Below are 19421 nucleotides of genomic sequence, written 5' to 3' on the forward strand. Positions count from 1 at the left end.
AAGGAGAAATGAAATATGGATATGGGATTAAACAATAAGACAGCCTTAATTACAGGATCTACGAAAGGTATTGGTAAAGCCATCGCCTTTGAACTTGCCAACGAAGGAGTTAATGTACTCATAAATGGACGGAACTATGAAAAGGTAGAACAAACTGTAAATGAAATTAAATCGAAATTCCCGGCAACTTCTCCGCAGAATGCTACTGCCGATATTGTCGATCTGGAGCAAAGAGAAGCTTTATTTGCTAAATACCCCAATATCGATATTTTAGTTAATAATATGGGGATTTATGAAATTATGAGCTATGAGGACGTTGACGATGTAATATTTGAAAAATACATCCGTACGAATGTTCTTGCTGCAAATGGGTTAACAAAATTTTATTTACCAAAAATGTTAAACAACAATTATGGTCGAGTGATCTTCATCGCCAGTGAAGAAGCAATAATGCCCTCAGCGAAAATGCCACAGTATGCAATGACAAAATCAATGCTATTATCTTTGTCAAAAAGCTTATCTAAATTAACAATAGGAACAGAAGTTACAGTCAATACTATCATGCCAGGACCAACACTTTCTGAAAATGTGCAGCAAATCATTAATGGGATGTACTCAGATGAAGAGTTAACTTTTTCAGAGAAAGAGAAAAAATTCATGACTACAAACTTACCGCAATCTGAAATACAGCGATTTATTAAACCTTATGAAATTGGCAGACTAGCAACATTTGTATGTAGTCCCTATGCCTCTGCATTTAAAGGTTCTCCGATCCGTATGGATGGGGGCATGGTACCAACTATTTTCTAATGTAGATATCGTACGAAAAAAGCCACTCCTTAAGGAATGGCTTTTTCATTTGAAAAGTTATTCGCTAACCTCCTGTATAACAAAGGATACCAAAGTGCCTTCTCCTTGTTTGCTGTGAATCGAAAGGCCCTGACCATACAATTGCATTAGCCTTCGATGGGTATTAGCCAATCCGATGCCACTTTTAGCTTTCATGGTCGGTTCCAGCAACAACGCGAGCGTTCTATGATCCATACCTTGCCCATTATCCTCCACTTCGATTTTCACAGCATTGTTCAGACGTGTGATCCGAATATAAACGGTACCACCCTGTTGACGCTTGAGCAGACCATGCTTAACAGCATTTTCTACCAAGGGTTGGATGGACAGGGGAGGTAACAGGATATCAATATCCGGATCTACCTGCCAAACAACGGATATTCGTTCTGCAAATCGCGTTTGTTCAATATACAAATAAGATTCTACCAGCTCTAGTTCATGAGAGAGGTTCACAAGTTCTCCGATATTTAAAAAGTCAAAGCTGATTCGCAAAAAGGAAGTAAAAGCAGTAATGAGCTCTTGCATCTTTTTAGTATCCATATCACTGAGTGCCGCAATAGAGTTCAACGTATTGAACAAAAAATGGGGTTGAATCTGTGCCTGTAGATAAGCTGCTTCAATACGTACCCTTTCATTAAAGGATATTTTCATCGCTGTTAAGGCCCGAATGCGATATTTGAGTTCTACTGCATCCACCGGCTTGGTAACATAATCATTGGCACCGGAGTAGAATCCAGTGTAAATATCTTCAGGTTGACTGCGGGCAGTCAGTAATAGTATGGGGAGTTCATATAAGGAATAACGAGCGCGAACCTTTTGCGTTAATTCATATCCTGACATATGTGGCATCATTACATCACTTATAAGCAAATCCCAACTCTTTTTATCTAACCAATCCAGTGCCTCGTGGGCTGAGTTCACTGTCGTAATGAGATAAGGCTCATTTTCGAGAATACCCTTTAGTACATTCAGATTAACAGGATCATCATCTACCACCAAAAGATTTACCTTTGCGTCTGTAAGGAGCGGCGGGATTTTTTCAGCGTGATGGTTGGCTTGCTCGGAAATCCCCCAGTCAGCCATCTGTTTATAAATCTCATCAGCTGTATACGTCGTTATAGGTGCAGCCTCCCTTACTATCTGGTCACTACATGAACCAGCAAGGGGAAGAGCAAAACTGAAAGTTGAACCTTTGCCGGGCTCAGATTGTATGCGCAAGCTACCACCATGTAGTTCGACCAACTGCCTACTTATGCTTAAACCCAGCCCAATCCCACGTCCGTCATTTATTCCGTGAGGACCTTGCTCATATGGGAGGAATACACGCTCCATAGTTTCTTTGGTCATGCCTACTCCGGTATCTGTCACATAAATAAAGACTTGACCGTCTTTTTCCTCAGCTGACACTGAAACAAGTCCTACTTCGGTGTATTTGAGCGCGTTGTGGACTAGATTTAGTAGTACTTGTACCACTCTTTTCTCATCCGCAAGAACAGGTGGCGTAGATTCTGGAATGCTCATGGATAACTGTACGGGTTTGCCTTCAATCATATATTGCAGCATGCTAATGACTCCGGGGACCACCGATTGAACTGAAATAGGCTCCTGTTTCAAAATAACTCGATGCTCCTGAAGACGGACAACATCCAGTAAATCGCCAAGCATATGTGACATACGGCGGCTGATAGTAATCAGCAGCTCCATATCCTGCCGGCTACTCTCGTAGAGTCTATCCTTTTCCTTCGTTACTATATTTTGCGCGATATTCATAATCCCATGAAGCGGTGTTCTTAGCTCGTGAGAAGTATTGGCGAGAAACTGATCTTTGAGTTTGTCTGCTTTTTTCAGCTGCTCATTTAGCTCCATGTTCTCTTTGGCATTCTGGAAATACTTTTTAAACCAATAAGCTGAGAAACCCACGATGGCAGCAATAATATCCAAAGGATAGTAGACTATCGAATAGTTTCCTTTACTATCCCACAAATTCCATAACAAATTAGAAACGATCGCCGCACCTGATAACAGCAGAAAAACAACATCCTTATCATCCTGTTTTTTGAACAATAAGCGAATTAAGCTATAAATCAACCAGATGAAGGGAATATACTGAAACACCTGAATGATTCCCCAATGAATCGATGTACTGACCAGATAAGCAGGAACGATAAATATAAATAACGTATAAAGAAAAAGACACCCAGTGTAAGCACGTAACCACTTGTTGCCTTCGGCGCCAGAGGTGAATTTTCTGAAAACAAGCAGAATAAAAAGGTTTTGCCATAAGAAAGCAATTAAACGGATTTTTAATGACCAAGTGTAATTAATCGGCAGCAATGAAAGAACTAAGTTGTCGTTTCGGGCTAAAAGGATTACGGCTACAGATAATGTCATTAACCCTACTAGAAAGAGAGCACGTTCTTTAGGGTTAAATAAGTACAGAATATAGGCATATAGCCCATGCAGCAGCAGGATGATTGCAGTAAGCATTTGAAATCCGACGGTATAAAAATTTGTCCGGTCAACCACTTCCTCAGAGCCAAAGTAAATAGGCCCGCTTATACCACCTTTATAGGGGTGATCAAAGTTTGCTACATGAATAAAAACATCTATTACTGCCGTGTCTTTTGAAAAATAAGATGCTGTAAATGTGGTGGTTTTTGGTACATATGTATCGGCATTAAGAGCAATTTCCCCATTATGAAGAATAGGTGCGCCGTTAATTTCCACACTAGAGGCGGAATAAATTTGTTTGATCCACAATGCGACAGGCTGCTGAAGTGGATCTACTAAAATGCGCAGACGGTAAGTGCCATATCCATATGAAGAATTGTACTCGCTTCCTAGGGCTTGGCTCCAATTCCCAGGAACTTGAAGATATTGGGGCGGTTTTGGGATCGTAGCAGACTTGGACGAAACGAATTGCGAAGGATAGAAGCCCCATTCACCATCTAGTCTGATTAAGTTAGCTTTCTTCAGATCCTGCCCCCGTAAATCTAGTACCCCATTGCTAATTACAGGAACATTGTCAGAAACCTTAAAAAGGCTAATCCAAATGCAGCGTATGCCAAAGAGAATGCTGATAAAAAGTAGAATGATAGCCAGCTTATGTAGAATAGTATTATTTTTCATGTGAATATTATAGCAAATAATTCTAATCTAAAATCTAAAAAGGAGATTATTTATATAAGATGAGCAAATGTCAACAATGATCTTAACGGCCAGTATAGTTATAATTGTTCTTTATAAACAATAACTTGTAAATATTGTTATTATTAGAGAGGGAGTTTTCAACGCTAAGAGGTCAAAAATCTGCAATAGGTAATGCACTGAAATGAAAAGGAATGAACCGAATGCCTAAGGAAGAAGTGTTAAAAGGCGGTAATGTAAATCATATTGTCCGTATAGCGAACACTGTTCGCCGCCCTATGGGTTACTGGAGTCCGAATGTTCATGAACTACTCAAACATTTGGAAAAACAGGGCTATGAGGGAGCACCGAAATTTCTCGGGATCGATGATTCCGGTCGTGAAATATTGACATTTATTTCCGGAGAAGTTCCAGGGGATAATTATCCAATACTTGAACCGTATATGTGGTCGGACGAAACGCTTGTGGGTCTGGAACATCTTATGCGTCGTTTCCATGATGCGACTACAGGGTTTAGGCCCAATACGGAGGACAGATGGCAGCTTAGCTATGCCGACGATGCTGAACACGAAGTGATCTGTCATAATGACGCAGCGTTGTATAATATTGTTTTTCAAAAAGAGGCTCCTGTGGCGCTGATTGACTTTGACATGGCAGGCCCAGGTCCGCGTATATGGGACATTGCGTACACCCTGTACACATCTGTTCCACTTGCGAGTTTCGCACCTGACCATACTTCTGGAACCACAGTAGCATACCAATATGAAATACATGCCGTAGAGCGACGTCGGCGAATTCATTTGTTTTTTGAAGCTTATGGAATTCCCGTCCCAAGTAATCTGCGAAAATGGATTATACAACGTTTGATAGTACTGTGTGATACGTTGAGAAATGGTGCCGCCAATGGGAATCCTGCCTTTCAGAAAATGGTTGACGAGGGTCACTTGGTCCACTATGAGAGAGATTCAGTTTGTAACAGATCATTTCGAAGATTGGATATAAAAATCGGATATTCCGCTCATGGACAGGATCATTGAATAAAATTAAAAAGTATACCATTAGAATTGAGGTCTGAGAATGAGTGTAAAACGAATTGTCACAAATATTAAAACGCAGAATGTTTCGGCAGCAAAAAGCTTTTACCAGGATGTACTCGAGCTTGATTTATTGATGGATCATGGTTGGATTGAAACATACGGCTTACCCGGAAAGCAAAACATTCAAATAAGCTTTGCCTCACAAGGCGGCTCCAATACGCCTACTCCTGATCTATCGATTGAAGTTGATGATGTCGATGTGGTGTTTGATCGAATGAAAATTGCTGGATATACGATAGAATATGGACCTGTTGATGAGCCTTGGGGAGTTCGGCGATTCTATGTCCGAGATCCATTTGGCAAACTTATCAATATCCTTGCTCATGGACATTAGATAAGCGGTCACGGCGTACAGAAATCTAGATTGTTAATATAACGGAATCAACTCCGTCTCTTAAGGGACGGAATTTTTTGCGTACTTATAAATGATTTTAAGGAAGCGTGATTATGTCCCTCAAAAATCTAGCTTCCTCAATAGTATTTCACATATTTGATAACCTCAGCGATCCCTAAAAACTGCTTCATTAATTGGCTATTTAATTTTTGAAGCGCAAGCTCGAAGGACATTTCTACTTTTTTATAGTTTTGTGTCTCTATTTCATTCAGGAGTTGTTTCATGTTCTCGATATAATACACGGTCTTCCTTAAACTGCTGATCAGTATAATCTTTCTTAATTCCGTTAGATTATAGAGCCTATAGCCGTTCTCCTTGTTTCTGTTAGAAGTAATAAGGCCTTCATGTTCCCAATGTCGAATGGCTGAAGGCTTAACGCCTGCCATTTGTGCAACCTCACCAATAGTCATTGCATTTGTTACCTCTAAATCTTTGTATTTTGACAAATCTGCGTTTCGGAATATGCGTAACACTTCCTCTAACCTAAGCTTTTCTAATTGTGTATTATGCTGTTCTTGATTGATTGTCCAAAGTGCATGTTCAATTTGCCCGGTTTTAATCTTTCTCATCACATCGTACACCACTGGAATCTCATATCCTTGCAAAAGGGCACGAATCGTTATAAAAGCTTGAACATGGATGGATGTGTAACATCTGTGATTGCTAGCAGTCCTCGGGACTTCGGGAACTAAGTCTTGATCTTCGTATCTTCTTAACGTAGTAGTACTTACATTTAAATTCTTAGCTATCATTGTAGGTGTGTAAATATCATCCATAGTCGCTATCGCCCCATACATTAAAGTAAAACCTTCAAGTGCTACAACAACATTAAATCTAATTTATCAAGATATATCAAGGCTTAGAATGAGATAAACCGAAAGATTGCATGAATGTTATATGATATTTTTATATAACAGTAAGGAGAGGATCGTTTGAAAAAGAATATACGATTATCAAATCAATCAACAATAGAAGTAGGATTAACGGGTGTCTCAGATCGCCCAACCATTATGTTACCTATCGCTAAAAAATCTGTGTACAATCAGGAGGCAGAAAATCTAAAGCTATGGGGCGTAGATCCTGAATTAGGTGAACATTTTGTTGAAGGTCTCGCGGATACGTTTCAAGTGCTTTATTTTGATTATGAGGGTTACCTCTTTCAACATCCAGTCGACAACTTAACCGCAGAGCATATTTTGAAGGATTTACTCCTCATTGCTGATGAAATGAACGTTAAGAACTTCAGCTACTATGGTTATTCTTGGCTTGCTCTAATTGGACTACAATTGGCTGTCAGAACAAATCGTCTGGAAAGCTTGGTCATGGGAGGTTTTCCGCCTTATAATGGTCCCTATCAAGAGATGATGATTGTAACTCACAAAACACATACCCAAGCTTTGAATAATCAAAATGAGGCAGCTGAAAAAAGCTCTTTTGAGTCAGAGAATCCAGATGAGATAGACTGGGACAACATCAAGGTATCTATGGATACCCGTGTAACAGCTCAATTTGTTGCCTTATACGAAAGCCTCACTGCTTTTGATGATCGTAGTATTCACCATTTGCTTAGTCTTCCTAAATTAGCTTTTGCAGGAGAAAATGATACTATCGTATATGGTGAGAATTTTGGAAATGTTACCGTTGATATTGCTGGGATATTAAAGAAGAATACGAGGAAGCTGTGTGATTTAGGTTGGGATGTTGAAATCCTAACGGGAACCCAAATGGATCATACAAAAGCGATGCAACCAGCTGTGGTATTACCATTGATTAAGCCTTGGTTTATAAAAACAATTAATACGGACTAGACTGTAAATTGAGCATTTTTACCCCAGCTGTAAATGAGGATCAATCAATTCGGGCGGAATAGCAAACGGAAAAGGGTACATTATTGATGATAGCCAAAGGTAGAGTAATGGAACTACCCAATTACTTGTTTTTTCGACCATCCAGCAAAAATTTATCCTTTGAGAAGCTGAGCCTTTACCAAGTGTCGAAAATAATATCTTAGTAGTCCATCCACCAGTTGGAGCAGGTACACCGGAAGAAGATGCTAAAGATATCTATTACAAATTAGAATTACACAATAAACGGTTAGTGGTTGAATAGCATGATTTGAACAAAAAGAAGGTCAGTCTACGAAATTGCGGAGCGGTTATGCTTCTATCATGAAGCTGTGGATGCTTTGTATGTTGATTGCGTTCAATGGTCACTTCACACAGAAGACCGATTGCCTTATCGGGGCAGTACTTCCCTATAGAAAGGTGCTGCAATTCATCTATTGTTCTTATTTAATATATTGGCCGGTGTTGCCCTTTAAAGGGTACCCCGGCTTTTTTTATAGGCACTTTGGTCGATGAAGATGACTTAAGAATCAAAAGGATAAGATCACACGTCATATTATTGGCATTGAATGTCGAAGCTTATGAAGATATAAAATGATTTCCCGCACTATTACATAGGAATAAAACTTTTTTGCAACCAAAACCCTTCTTTTCTTACTTTATAAGTGAGGCCTTAATCAAACTGAACGGAAGTGATGGAGTGGAAGATAGTGAAATCATACAGCTGTACTTTGCGCGTAATGAAACAGCAATAGAAAAAACATCCAAAAAATATAGAAATTATTGTACCAAGATTGCTCATAACATTCTGTCTAATTTAGAAGATTCGGAAGAATGCGTGAACGATACCTTTCTGGGAGCGTGGGAAGCGATACCACCGAAGACGCCTGCTAAGCTCTCATCTTTTTTGGGGAGGATCACGCGAAATATCGCATTAAATAAATACGATTATTACATGGCCAAAAAGCGGAATAAAACATTCGATACGATTCTTGATGAATTAAATGATTGTTTATTCTCGCCAGACAATGTTGAAAGTCAATACGAGGAAGAACAAATGGCTGAATCGATAAGCAATTTCCTTCTGAAAATTAACGAAGATCATCGGAATATTTTCCTGAGACGTTACTGGTACTCCGATTCTTTGGCTGATATCGCAACGCGATTTTCAATAAGTGAAAGTAATACGAAATCTATCCTTTTTAGAACACGAAAAAAACTCCAATTATACCTAATGAAAGAGGGCTATATCCTATGAATAATAAAGATCTATTTAAGACTATTGGTTATGTAGACGGTAATCTGGTGGAAAAGGCAAACACTGCGAGGCGCACTAAAAAGAGAACATTTGCGAAGTGGGGAACATTGGTCGCTTGTGCTGCGTTGGTGTTAGGAGTGGCTGTTTACACATCTCCTTTGAAGCCATCGTTTACTAATTCACCACAAATCTCGCAGCAAACGCCAGTTTCAGCTCCCAACGGAGTTCGAAAGATTATAAATTACAATGGATTTCGTTATGCATTCGTGGGTGATGGTGCTCAGTTTAAGTTCACAGGAATGAAGCCTGAAAAGTCACTTGGAAGCATAGATTTTGATATCAACCAAGAGATCGGGAAGGACGATGGAAGTAAAGATGTAGAAAAGGATTATGCGGCTACGTTCGCAGTCGGAGGTAAGCTATATGAAATCCCGACGTACCCATCCCAATTTCGTATTGCTGTTAAGTATGAGGGACATTATTATTTGGCAGAAATCGTGGCGAAGACAAACGATTCTATAATGACATCTAAGGAATATCTAGATATGTCTAATCTAAAAGAGCATGCCAAAGAAATTCATGTTCTTAATCATGTGGGGAATGACGTGTTAAAGAAAATGACGGATCATGTTTCTGTGGAATCTTTCATTGATGGGCTCTATAGCGCAAAAACAGCTGATTTAAGCAATAAAGAATACGAAGCTATTGCCCAGGCGCAGTCCCAAGGAAAATCGTATCAGCTAAAGTTCAATCTTAACGATGGAACCTATATGGGCATGTATATCATTCCTGAATTAAAAGTCGTATCTATGGGAGATGCTTACTATCAATTGCCTGATCTATTCTTTGATCAATACGGAGAACTTTTTTCCGGGCTTACACAAGATATGTTGCCTCTTTACTAACCTTAAGAAGACTTAATAAAAAAGTAACGATTTCTAACAAGTTAAAACAAAGGCATCGGATCCACAGATTCGATGCCTTTGTTTTAGAGTAGAGTACAATTACCCAGATTGTGCGTTAGCCCTCACCCACTAATAGTCATTTGCGTATTACTAATACGAACAAAATGGTTACTAAATTTTCAATAATAGATGTAGGTCATTTAAGTATGCAATTGAAAATGTTCAGTTGAGGAAGGAGATTACGCTATATGGCTGCAACCATTACTGGAACAGTGTTTAATGATTTAAATCATAATGGGCAGTTTAATCCTGGTGAACCCGGGATTCCGAATGTTAATGTTGTTCTATATAGTAATTCGAGTGGAACCTGTGTTTCTACGCTAACGAATGTCAATGGAGATTATAGTTTTCCGATTACCGTTGCGGGAAGTTATTTCGTTTATGAGACGGTTACAGATTCGGGTGCTACTTGTCCGCCAACTACTTTTTCGCAGCCATGTGGATTTACAATGTCAAATGGGCCAAGAAAACTGACCGTAACCGTTACAAAGTCTCAAATCAGCAATAATGCAACTGTAGCCAATCAGAACTTTAGCCATGATACTACAAATAATCCCTTAAGCTGTAATACAACAATGATTCAATTTGCAGGAAGACCTTCCGTTTGGTATTACCTCAATGTTGTAACAGGTGCAACGGTTATTCAAGGAACGGTTAGTCCACCTGTAGATATAAATGCAATCGGTTATAATCCACTGGATAACTATATTTATGGATATGATCAGCTTAATAATAATCTCGTTCGAGTAGATAACAGTGGAAACGTCACTCCATTATTTCCACTGCCACCCGGATTTCCCTCCGACAGCTATACCACCGGAACCTTTGATTTGAATGGTTTCTTTTATATTTTTGTTAATAAAGAATCTCGATTTTATGTAATTGATCTCCGGCCAAACGCGTCTACTTATTTGAAGCTGGTAAACCCAGCCAATGAATTTTCCGAGCAAACCAGCAACTTTGGAGTTCCCTTGAGCTCGGCTCTAAATGTCAGCGGCTGGGTTTATAATAGCTCAGATAGTCGTCTATATGGCATCACACCAACAGGTGTGATGAAAAGAATAAATCCTGCTACGGGTGCGATTACAAATTTAACGACAACCCCACGTAACGCTGGACCGTTCGGAGCAGCGGCGATCGATTTTAACCATAATATTTATGCGATTTCTAATAGTACGGGTAATATCTATCGCTACACCATCGTTGGCAACACGGCTACGGCAACCCTATTCTCTAACACGGAAACTACTTCATTTAATGATGCTACCTTATGTCCTCAAGCTGTTATTAATTTGGACTTTAGTGACACTTCAGATACTGTAGCAGGAAATGGACTTGTTCTCGGGACACAAATAACATCAGAGCTCGACGCGGATCAGAATTCTACTGTAACGGGTGACGATATTTCGAAGGGGATTCAGATCGATGGACTTTCAGTTCCTCTCACAACACTTTCAGTAAGTGCCACAAGTTACACACTTCTTGCAACAGTGACCAATACAATCGGAAGTACAGCTAACTTATACGGATGGCTAGACTTTAACACAAACGGCATCTTTCAAGGGAATGAAGCGGCTCCGGTTCAGGTGGTATCTTCCCGGCCCGGAACACAAATTGTACCGTTAACCTTTACATTACCCCCTGGAGTAATTCTGGCGCCTACGCAAACTTCTGTCAGACTCAAATTTACGACGGATACGCTAGTGAACCAAAATATATCTCCGACAGCAGTGGATACAAGAAGCTTGGGAGCGGCATCTGACGGAGAGGTAGAAGATCATATTCTTGAGGTTAATAACATAGCAGATTTATTGGTAGACAAATCGAATACTCCTATTCCTGTTTTTCCGGGTCAAGAGCTGGAGTACTACATTAAAGTTATAAATAACGGACCGGATGCCGCTTTAAATGTTTTGTTAACCGATCTGATTCCACCGGAAGTCCTTAATCCAGAATACAGTCTAAACGGGGGAGCAACTTTCCTAGCATGGACTGGAAGCATAGGCTTGGGAACATTGCCAGCAAATGAATCCATTCCAGTTCTGATACGTGGGACGGTTAGCGATACTGCAGTGGGGACAATTATCAACACGGCAATCATTAGCAGTACTACTGAAGCCCCGGATCCAATAAATAACACATCCACTTCCTTTGCAACGGTGAATCAATCAGCAGATGTATCCGTAATCGAATTAGCAGATCCAACACTTGCCGTCCCAGGAGATTTATTGACATATTCGATCGTTGTGTCAAATGCAGGACCATCATTAGCAGAAAATGTAATGTTAATCGATGCCGTACCTAGTCAAATGACGAATCCAGAATTCTCTGTAGATGGAGGCGTTACCTTTGATCCGTGGGACGGTTCTTATAACATAGGAACATTAATCAACGGGAATACAGTTATAATAATACTTCAAGGAATAGTATCTCATTCATCTGTTGGAACGATTATTAATACAGCAGCGATTAATTCCACAACACCCGATCCTGAACTGTCTAATAACACTTCGACATCCGTTACTCCGATTATCAATTCGGCTGATCTTACCGTTGAGAAAACAGCAATCCCTTCTCCAGTCACCGCAGATCAAGTACTTACTCCCACTATTTTTACGACCATTGCAGAACCTTCAAATGAGGAAAATGTTACCTTAACGGAGGGGAGGACAGTAAATCCTTCTGCAGTTTCGCCGAATATCAAAGAAGCTGACCCGGATCTGTTCAATACTGTGAGCGTTACTAATGACGACCCATCGGATACCGAGGGGGATATGTTAATAGATGCTGTTCCTAGTAAAATCATTAACCCAGAACGCTCTGAAGAGTCTGCTACAGGAAACATTACGAATACGGTGATCGTAAGTTTAACTGCACCAGATCCAGATTCAACGAACAACACGTCAAGGACCGGTGTCCCAGTGAATGCATCATCGGATCTTTCTATCGTTAAAAGATCGAGCTCGAGTACCGTTATTCCAGGACAATTACTCACCTATAACTTGCTGGTAACGAATGAAGGCCCTTCTGATGCTGATAATGTGGTAGTTACAAATAGTGTACCAAATCAGCTTATCAACGTAGAGTTTTCAATCGATGGAGGAAGGGCCTTTAATCCATGGTCGGGTTCCTATACGATCGGCACATTGGGAAACAGCTTTGGACTTACAATAATCATTCGAGGGACAGTTATCAATGAAGCAGTGGATACAATTACAAATACCGCAACCGTTAGCTCAACAACACCAGACCCGGATCCAACGAACAACACGTCAACCATCGTTATCCCGGTGAATGCATCTTCCGATCTCCCCTTCGTTAAAATATCGAATGCGAATTCATCAGATTTAAATTTATCGAATAACACATCAACAATCAGTACACCAATCAGTACACCAATCAACACTTCGGCTGATCTTTCAGTTGTAAAAACAGCGAGTCCAAATCCCGTAGCTCCCGGCCAACCCCTCACGTATACCGTTGTCGTGTCTAACACTGGACCGTCCAACGCTGAGAATGTAACTTTAATTGATGCGGTGTCTAATGTGCTTTCAAACGTAGTATTTTCTACAAATGGAGGAACGACCTTTGCTCCTTGGGGTGGTTCCTTGAGTATAGGCGCATTGTCAAATGGCGCTTCCAATACGATATTAATTAGAGGCATCGTGAACACTTTCTCTAGTGGACCAGTATCCAATACGGCAATCGTAAGTACCACAACAACGGATTTAAATCCTGCTAATAATACATCAACGGTTACGGTCAATATTATCGGAACAGCGAATGTATCCATTGTCAAATTTGGAAGTGCGGACCGAGCTTGCCCGGGTCAGTTGATCAGCTATACATTAGTAGTATCTAATGCAGGACCTTCGAATGCAGAAAATGTAACTTTAACAGATATTGTTTCAAGTATGCTTAGAAATGTCGAGTTCTCTACGAATGGTGGATTGAACTATTCACCTTGGAGCGGTTCTTACGCATTAGGAACACTGGCTAACGGATCATCAGTCACGGTTATAATTAGAGGGAAAATAAGCTCTTTCGCAGAGGATATGATCTCTAATACGGCAACAGTGAGTGCATCAACACCAGATCCGGTACCAACCAATAATTCCTCGACATTCGTTATTCATATTCAGAAAGGCGAAGAATGCCAAAAGTGCGGTAAAGATCATAAATGTGATTCATGTAAAAACATCCGTAAACCTCACAAAATAAAGAGATGTAAAAAATGCACGAAAACTCATAAATGCGATAAATGCAGAAGAGCAGCGCAGAAACGAAAAAATCGTTCTCGAAAGGCTTTAAAATTGAAACGTAAATAATTAGAAGCGGGTACCCCATGATGGAAGTATCCGCTTAAGAAACTGTTAATGGAAGGAATAGGAATCTTGACACGACACCATTTGGTGTCCTATAATCAAATAGACACCAAATGGTGTCCAATTACGTACTGATGAAGTATAATCAGTTACACTACAGGTAATATTACGGAAAAGGTGGGGGTGGTTTTGAACGATAATAGTCAAGTGAGAGATGTATATGACGCAGTTGCAGATCCAACAAGGCGAAAATTACTTCAAATCCTGGCTGATGTTGATGAAATACCCCTACATGAAATCACGATTCATTTTGAAATGGGTCGTACTGCAGTTTCTAAGCACTTGTCTATTCTTAAAGATGCTAATCTTGTAGTTGCTCGAAAGGTTGGTAGAGAAACGAGGTATCGTTTGAATGCCAATCCATTGAAAGAAATTCGGGATTGGGTATCTTTTTACGAAGGCTTCTGGAAAGATAGAATCGATAAACTAAAAATTTTATTGGAGGAAGAATAATGAAACCGGATGTATCCTTAGATTATCAATTTACAAGCTCCATCGAGAAGGTATGGAACGCTCTGACGGATTCAGATACACTTGCGAAATGGATTTGGAGCAATGACTTTAAGCCAGTCGTAGGGCATAAATTTCAATTTCGTGCAGAGCCAAATGAATGGTGGGATGGTATTGTTGATTGCGAGGTTCTCGTAGTAGACGAGCCACATACATTATCCTATACTTGGCATAGTGCTGGAGAAGGTACAACAGTTACTTGGACTTTGAGCAAAGAGGAAGATGGTAAGGTTCATCTGCACCTTGCTCAATCTGGATTTAGTGAGGAGACCAAAGCTCGCCAAGGCGCTATCGAGGGTGCTAAATATGCTTGGGTGAATATGGGCAGTCAGCTTGAAAAAGTATTAGCAGAACTGTAATTTCAAGAATAGGGCGCTTTTCTGAAACACGGAAAGTGCCCTTTTTAATGGAATAAATCATGGCAATACTACATGAAGAGAATGGAGATGAGATGATACCACTATGAAAATAAACCGATTAATTGCGAACAATATTAATAAGTTAGATGCAGTACTACCAGTAGATCAATCCCTAGGGATTGCTGGGTTGTCCGGTTCTGGTAAAACAACTTTTTGTCAAACCATCGGTGAAGAATCCAAGAAGCGTCTCGTTTCTTTATTGCCAAAGGCAGAATATCAGTATTTATTCCCTAACATTATGGAAACTAATTTCAGTGCGATCCAGATGGAAGAAATGCCGCTTGTACTTTTTCTAGGGAGATCATCCATTTCTTCTAATCCTCGATCAACTATTGGCACACATACGGGTGTGTTTACAGAGATTCGTGTTGCGATTGCTGAACAATATAACCTATCACCAGAGGTTTTTTCATTTAATAATGAACTAGGCTGGTGTCCAGATTGTAAAGGTCGCGGAACTACTAAAAATGTCGAATGTAAAAAGTGTAAAGGGAAGCGCTATAATCAAGAAACTGAACAATACAAAATGAAGTTATTGAATCAAGACATGAGTATTTCTGATATCAACGATTTAAGTGTCGAAACTATTTTATCACTAGCAGAAGTGCTGAACATTAGTGAAGGTAAACAAAACATTCTAAAAAACATTATCCATATGAATATTGGTTATTTAACCTTAAATCGGATTATGGGTACTTTGTCAGGTGGAGAGTTAACACGACTTTACTTAGCAGAATTCATGGCAACCAGTGAAAACACCGTAATTATCATAGATGAAATCTCTGTGGGTCTGGATCACCAAACCCTTTTGAAAATATTAGAGCAGATTAAACAATTAGGTTTTAAGAATCAAATTTGGCTTATTGATCATTCGGACACGGTATTAGACATAACGGACGATCAATTGTTCTTCGGACCAGGTAGTGGGAAATATGGCGGAAAAATCGTTGAAGAATCACCACGTCCTGCGCCGATCAATGGGGAGATAAATCAGGCTGCACCCACTGAATACTATCATTTTTATGATCTTTTCTGTCGTAATATTCAAATGGCTGAAATTCAGATCCCCCGTAATAGACTTGTAACATTCACTGGTGAATCTGGATGTGGTAAGTCAACACTGGTCAATGAGTGTATATCCAAAGATTTTGTTACGCGATATCCCAAAGATAAGCTGGTCATTGTGGGGCAAGATCGAAACCAATCGATTACCAGTCGGTCGACCGTTGCAACTTTTCTGGATATTAAAAGAAAACTCACTAAATACAGTGAAGAGATTGATGATATTTTTCAGCGCTCGATTGAAGATATTATTGATGAATTGCCAAATGAAGACATTGCTCATAAACGCTTAAGTTTATTGATCAAGCTTGGCCTTGGTTATTTGACGTTGGAAAGAAAAACACAGTCTTTATCAACAGGAGAATTTCAATGTGTCCATTTAGTTTCTGAGCTATTCGCGGGTTCAAGAAATCCGAATACGCTATTCATCTTTGACGAGCCTTCCAAAGGGTTATCACAAAATATTCTAAATCAATTCATTGATAGCATTAGAGTTATTCTTCAGGATGAAACTGTATCCATTATGATGATTGAACATAACTCGTATATGCTGGAGAACTCTGATTTTATCGTTGATTTTGGCAAAAGACAGCTTGAACCCGTGGAGCATCTCGATGTTGTCAGCCATGAAGAATATTATCGTCAACACAACAATGAAACGCCTGTCGCTCCATTGCAGATTTCTTCAACACTGCGTCAAGAAAATGGTGTTAACTACTTAAAAGATGATCAAATTGCCTATTTTAAAAATGCTGAAAATATCTATAAAGGCGGCATCTTAAAAAGCTTATCCTCTATGGCGCGTTTGATTTATGGTGAATACGAATCGGATACCATTGCACCTGTCATTGCCATTGATCTGGAACGCCACTTATATAGTCAATATACTTTTCTGTATGAGATTGGTGGCTTGATTAACCATATTGTAACGGCGCATCCCACCAATAAAGATACGAGTAGCTTCGATTTCTATTATCAAGACAATCATTGTCCATGCTGTAAGGGACGTCGAGTCGTTGAAAAGTTTGATTTTGAAGTTGTTCTTCAGGACAAAAATGTACCGTTTTGGGAGGGCTTATTGCATCCAGATGCAATGGATATCCTAAAATTCTATCAATTCCCCAAAATAAAATTCATCTTTGAAGAGATTAAGAATGAACTCGGACATGATCTCAGCAAAAGTTATAATGAGATGACGGATGCAGAAAAACATACTTTTTGGTACGGATATTGGGAAAAGTCATTTTATGATAAGGCAAGCAAAGCAACGAGGACTTGGGAAGGCTTTAATTACATCATTGGGAACTACATGGTGATATCGAAGTCGATTATTAAAGAGCATATCAAACAATCTAAAATAATGATTACCTGTCCAATCTGTCAAGGAACCGTGCTTAATCATCATAAGAAGCTAAAGTTTGGTGACACGGATATTCGTGAGATCATTGGACAACCTCTCGATCAAGTGATTAGAACTGTTGGAGAATTACCGGCACTACAAAAAATGAAAGCCATTGTCGGCGGCGATATGCTTCTGACAGAGGAAGTCTCTCTTTTACCAAGGGAAACACAAGTTGCTTTGAAAATGCTTGAACTAGAGCTGGCAAGCTTTGCATACTATGAAATGGTGTTGCAAAATGCCTTGCCTTTCTGGGGAGTAATTAGCAATAGTATAGAATCCATCAGCATAAATAATCGAATCACCATTTGTGATTTTGACAATATCACCGAAACCAGAGAAAACATCATTGATAAGTATTTCACGAATGGAAAATACAAAAAGCTGACCTATGTTTATGAAGCGTTTGGTTACAAAAAATTGGTCACTTTAATTAATAAGATAAAAGCTAGTCAACCATGTCCATTCTGTAAAGGAAAGAAAGTTATATCAGAAGATGGACTCCACGATGGCGTTTATAAGTTAACGATTCCATGTGTTAGTTGTTATGCAAGTGGAATTAATGATGAAGGCCGGAAGGAAACCGTTGAAGGTATTGATGTTCAGACCTGGCTAACAGGCAATGTAAGTGATGTTGTGTCTGAAGGCTCAAATATTGAAGCAGTGGCAGATATTCCAATTTTCAATCGTATTCGTGAGTTGAACAAACAAGAAATGATGGCCGTTTATCAATATCTTGAAGATAATAATTAATAAAAGCCCAACTTCTCTATTGGTTTACGGAGAAGTTGGGCTTTGGGTTTAGAAACTTAGGATAGGTTATTATCCAATAAAATTTCCAATTGTTTTTCCATAACGTCAGGTGGATAAGGCATTTGGTTTGTAAACCACCATTCCACGATCCCTACATACGCTGGTGCAATAAACTGAAGAATAACGTCTTCGTATAACCCCTATTTTTTTCCCTCTGACATCTCCCATTCACTCTTGATATTTATGTTCGATATATTCAAACCAGATCAACTTATGATGTGCTGAGCTTATTTCCGATTCTGAACTGCAGGATTCTCTATGTTCATTGATATGTTCCTCAATTAACTTATCTAATAAATCATATTTATCCTCGTAATGCAGATAGATTGTTCTTCGACTAACATCCGCTCTGTCAGAAATATCTTTTAGCGTTATAGCATCGAATTTTTTTCAGACATCAGTTCAGTCATTGCTTTTTTTATGGCTGCCTGAGATTTAAGAATTCTTCTATCAACCTTTGTCACGTAGAGTCACCAAACTTTCTTGCAGATAATAAACAGATCAAAGCAATGTGTGAATTATTACACGGATCACGGATATTTTCTAATTGAAGAAACTTAACTCATCAATAATAATATACATGAGAGTAATAATTCACCAGCGTATACTTTCGAGCATAAAAAAATTATATATAGGTAAGGGGTTAATATGGCAAAACAAAATCATTTGTATTTACTTATTCTAGTTATAGGAGTCTTCGGCATCCTAACAACTGAAATGGGGGTTTAGGAATGTAACCTCAAATAGCAGATAACTATCATGTTTCATTGTCCAAAGCAAGGCTGTTAGTTAGTCTCTTTGCACTTGCTGTTTCGATTGCTGGTCCTACGATGCCGTTATTATTCTCAAGTTTAAACCGGAAAAAAGTCATGTTGCTTGTACTTGGTATTTTTATTCTTGGGAATATCATTTCCATTTTCACATCAAACTTTAATGTGCTGTTAATTGCTCGTGTGATTCCAGCCTTTTTTCATCCAGTTTATTGTTCGTTGGCTTTGACAGTAGCTGCTACTTCAGTCAGTAAGGAAGAAGCTCCAAAAGCTGTTTCTAAAGGTCATGTTCGGTGTGACAGGAGGTATGGTTCTTGGTGTACCATCGTTATAGGAGGAGTGTTATTTTTGGCAATGAGTTTATTAACGAATTTTCTGAGAATCTACTTTTTTAATCCTGCTAAACAGTAGTTAAGACAGCCATTAGAACAAAAAAAATGCATCGAGTCCATAGACCCGATGCATTTTTTTATAATTGTTCATAAACTTCCCATCAACAGGTTTATTTC

The 19421-nt window shown here is 39.2% G+C and carries 12 protein-coding genes and 2 pseudogenes; 11 read left to right on the forward strand and 3 right to left on the reverse strand.

Annotation, left to right across the window (positions count from 1 at the left end; translation table 11 throughout):
* Nucleotides 1-15: 15 nt before the first annotated feature.
* Nucleotides 16-810: an SDR family NAD(P)-dependent oxidoreductase gene (locus tag NST74_RS14810; RefSeq protein WP_341112869.1), complete on the forward strand. Its 795-nt coding sequence runs from the start codon at nt 16-18 to the stop codon at nt 808-810.
* A gap of 57 nt (nt 811-867) precedes the next feature.
* Here NST74_RS14810 and NST74_RS14815 read toward each other — a convergent pair whose 3' ends face one another.
* The gene (locus tag NST74_RS14815; protein ID WP_341112871.1) at nt 868-3978 is read right to left on the reverse strand and encodes an ATP-binding protein; all 3111 of its coding nucleotides are present in this window, start codon (nt 3976-3978) and stop codon (nt 868-870) included.
* Between the two features lie 221 nt (nt 3979-4199).
* On the opposite strand from NST74_RS14815, the gene NST74_RS14820 reads away from it, so the two are divergent.
* Nucleotides 4200-5033 carry a phosphotransferase gene (locus tag NST74_RS14820; protein WP_341112873.1) on the forward strand — a complete coding sequence of 278 codons (834 nt, stop codon included), beginning with the start codon at nt 4200-4202 and terminating at the stop codon, nt 5031-5033.
* A gap of 40 nt (nt 5034-5073) precedes the next feature.
* Entirely contained in the window at nt 5074-5427 is a 354-nt protein-coding gene (locus NST74_RS14825; protein ID WP_341112874.1) for a VOC family protein, read from the forward strand.
* Between the two features lie 137 nt (nt 5428-5564).
* Here the strand turns inward: NST74_RS14825 and NST74_RS14830 are convergent, their stop codons facing one another.
* Entirely contained in the window at nt 5565-6263 is a 699-nt protein-coding gene (locus NST74_RS14830; RefSeq protein WP_341112877.1) for a MerR family DNA-binding transcriptional regulator, read from the reverse strand.
* Nucleotides 6264-6419: 156 nt separating this feature from the next.
* Here NST74_RS14830 and NST74_RS14835 point away from each other — a divergent pair, with 156 nt between their 5' ends.
* The 7 genes from NST74_RS14835 (at nt 6420) to NST74_RS14865 (ending at nt 18082) form a co-directional block, all read left to right on the forward strand.
* The gene (locus tag NST74_RS14835) at nt 6420-7295 is read left to right on the forward strand and encodes an alpha/beta fold hydrolase (RefSeq protein ID WP_341112879.1); all 876 of its coding nucleotides are present in this window, start codon (nt 6420-6422) and stop codon (nt 7293-7295) included.
* A 736-nt stretch (nt 7296-8031) separates the two neighbouring features.
* A complete protein-coding gene (locus NST74_RS14840) occupies nt 8032-8589 on the forward strand; it encodes an RNA polymerase sigma factor (protein WP_341112882.1) in 558 nt (185 codons plus the stop codon).
* Nucleotides 8586-9494 (forward strand): hypothetical protein, encoded by a 909-nt coding sequence (locus NST74_RS14845; RefSeq protein ID WP_341112884.1) that lies wholly within the window; start codon nt 8586-8588, stop codon nt 9492-9494. The genes NST74_RS14840 and NST74_RS14845 overlap by 4 nt, the downstream gene beginning before the upstream one ends.
* Before the next feature lie 248 nt (nt 9495-9742).
* The gene (locus tag NST74_RS14850) at nt 9743-13882 is read left to right on the forward strand and encodes a DUF6923 family protein (RefSeq protein ID WP_341112886.1); all 4140 of its coding nucleotides are present in this window, start codon (nt 9743-9745) and stop codon (nt 13880-13882) included.
* 180 nt (nt 13883-14062) lie between these two features.
* A complete protein-coding gene (locus tag NST74_RS14855) occupies nt 14063-14392 on the forward strand; it encodes an ArsR/SmtB family transcription factor (RefSeq protein ID WP_445254094.1) in 330 nt (109 codons plus the stop codon).
* Entirely contained in the window at nt 14392-14808 is a 417-nt protein-coding gene (locus NST74_RS14860) for an SRPBCC family protein (protein ID WP_339291154.1), read from the forward strand. The genes NST74_RS14855 and NST74_RS14860 overlap by 1 nt, the downstream gene beginning before the upstream one ends.
* Nucleotides 14809-14911: 103 nt before the next feature.
* Nucleotides 14912-18082, forward strand: coding sequence for an ATP-binding cassette domain-containing protein (locus NST74_RS14865; protein ID WP_341112889.1), 3171 nt, complete (start codon nt 14912-14914; stop codon nt 18080-18082).
* A 56-nt stretch (nt 18083-18138) separates the two neighbouring features.
* On the opposite strand, the pseudogene NST74_RS14870 reads toward NST74_RS14865, so the two are convergent.
* Nucleotides 18139-18606: pseudogene (locus tag NST74_RS14870) on the reverse strand (TetR/AcrR family transcriptional regulator).
* 184 nt (nt 18607-18790) lie between these two features.
* On the opposite strand from NST74_RS14870, the pseudogene NST74_RS14875 reads away from it, so the two are divergent.
* Nucleotides 18791-19237: pseudogene (locus NST74_RS14875) on the forward strand (MFS transporter); the annotation flags it as partial.
* Nucleotides 19238-19421: the final 184 nt, after the last annotated feature.

The organism is Paenibacillus sp. FSL F4-0125 (assembly GCF_038008565.1).
Classification (GTDB): Bacteria; Bacillota; Bacilli; order Paenibacillales; family Paenibacillaceae; genus Paenibacillus_AQ.

Bases quoted from the DNA above. Each gene is read 5' to 3' on its own strand.
- NST74_RS14810 (WP_341112869.1), top strand. From the start codon at position 16: ATGGATATGGGATTAAACAATAAGACAGCCTTAATTACAGGATCTACG.
- NST74_RS14815 (WP_341112871.1), bottom strand. From the start codon at position 3,978: ATGAAAAATAATACTATTCTACATAAGCTGGCTATCATTCTACTTTTT.
- NST74_RS14820 (WP_341112873.1), top strand. From the start codon at position 4,200: ATGCCTAAGGAAGAAGTGTTAAAAGGCGGTAATGTAAATCATATTGTC.
- NST74_RS14825 (WP_341112874.1), top strand. From the start codon at position 5,074: ATGAGTGTAAAACGAATTGTCACAAATATTAAAACGCAGAATGTTTCG.
- NST74_RS14830 (WP_341112877.1), bottom strand. From the start codon at position 6,263: ATGGATGATATTTACACACCTACAATGATAGCTAAGAATTTAAATGTA.
- NST74_RS14845 (WP_341112884.1), top strand. From the start codon at position 8,586: ATGAATAATAAAGATCTATTTAAGACTATTGGTTATGTAGACGGTAAT.
- NST74_RS14850 (WP_341112886.1), top strand. From the start codon at position 9,743: ATGGCTGCAACCATTACTGGAACAGTGTTTAATGATTTAAATCATAAT.
- NST74_RS14860 (WP_339291154.1), top strand. From the start codon at position 14,392: ATGAAACCGGATGTATCCTTAGATTATCAATTTACAAGCTCCATCGAG.
- NST74_RS14865 (WP_341112889.1), top strand. From the start codon at position 14,912: ATGAAAATAAACCGATTAATTGCGAACAATATTAATAAGTTAGATGCA.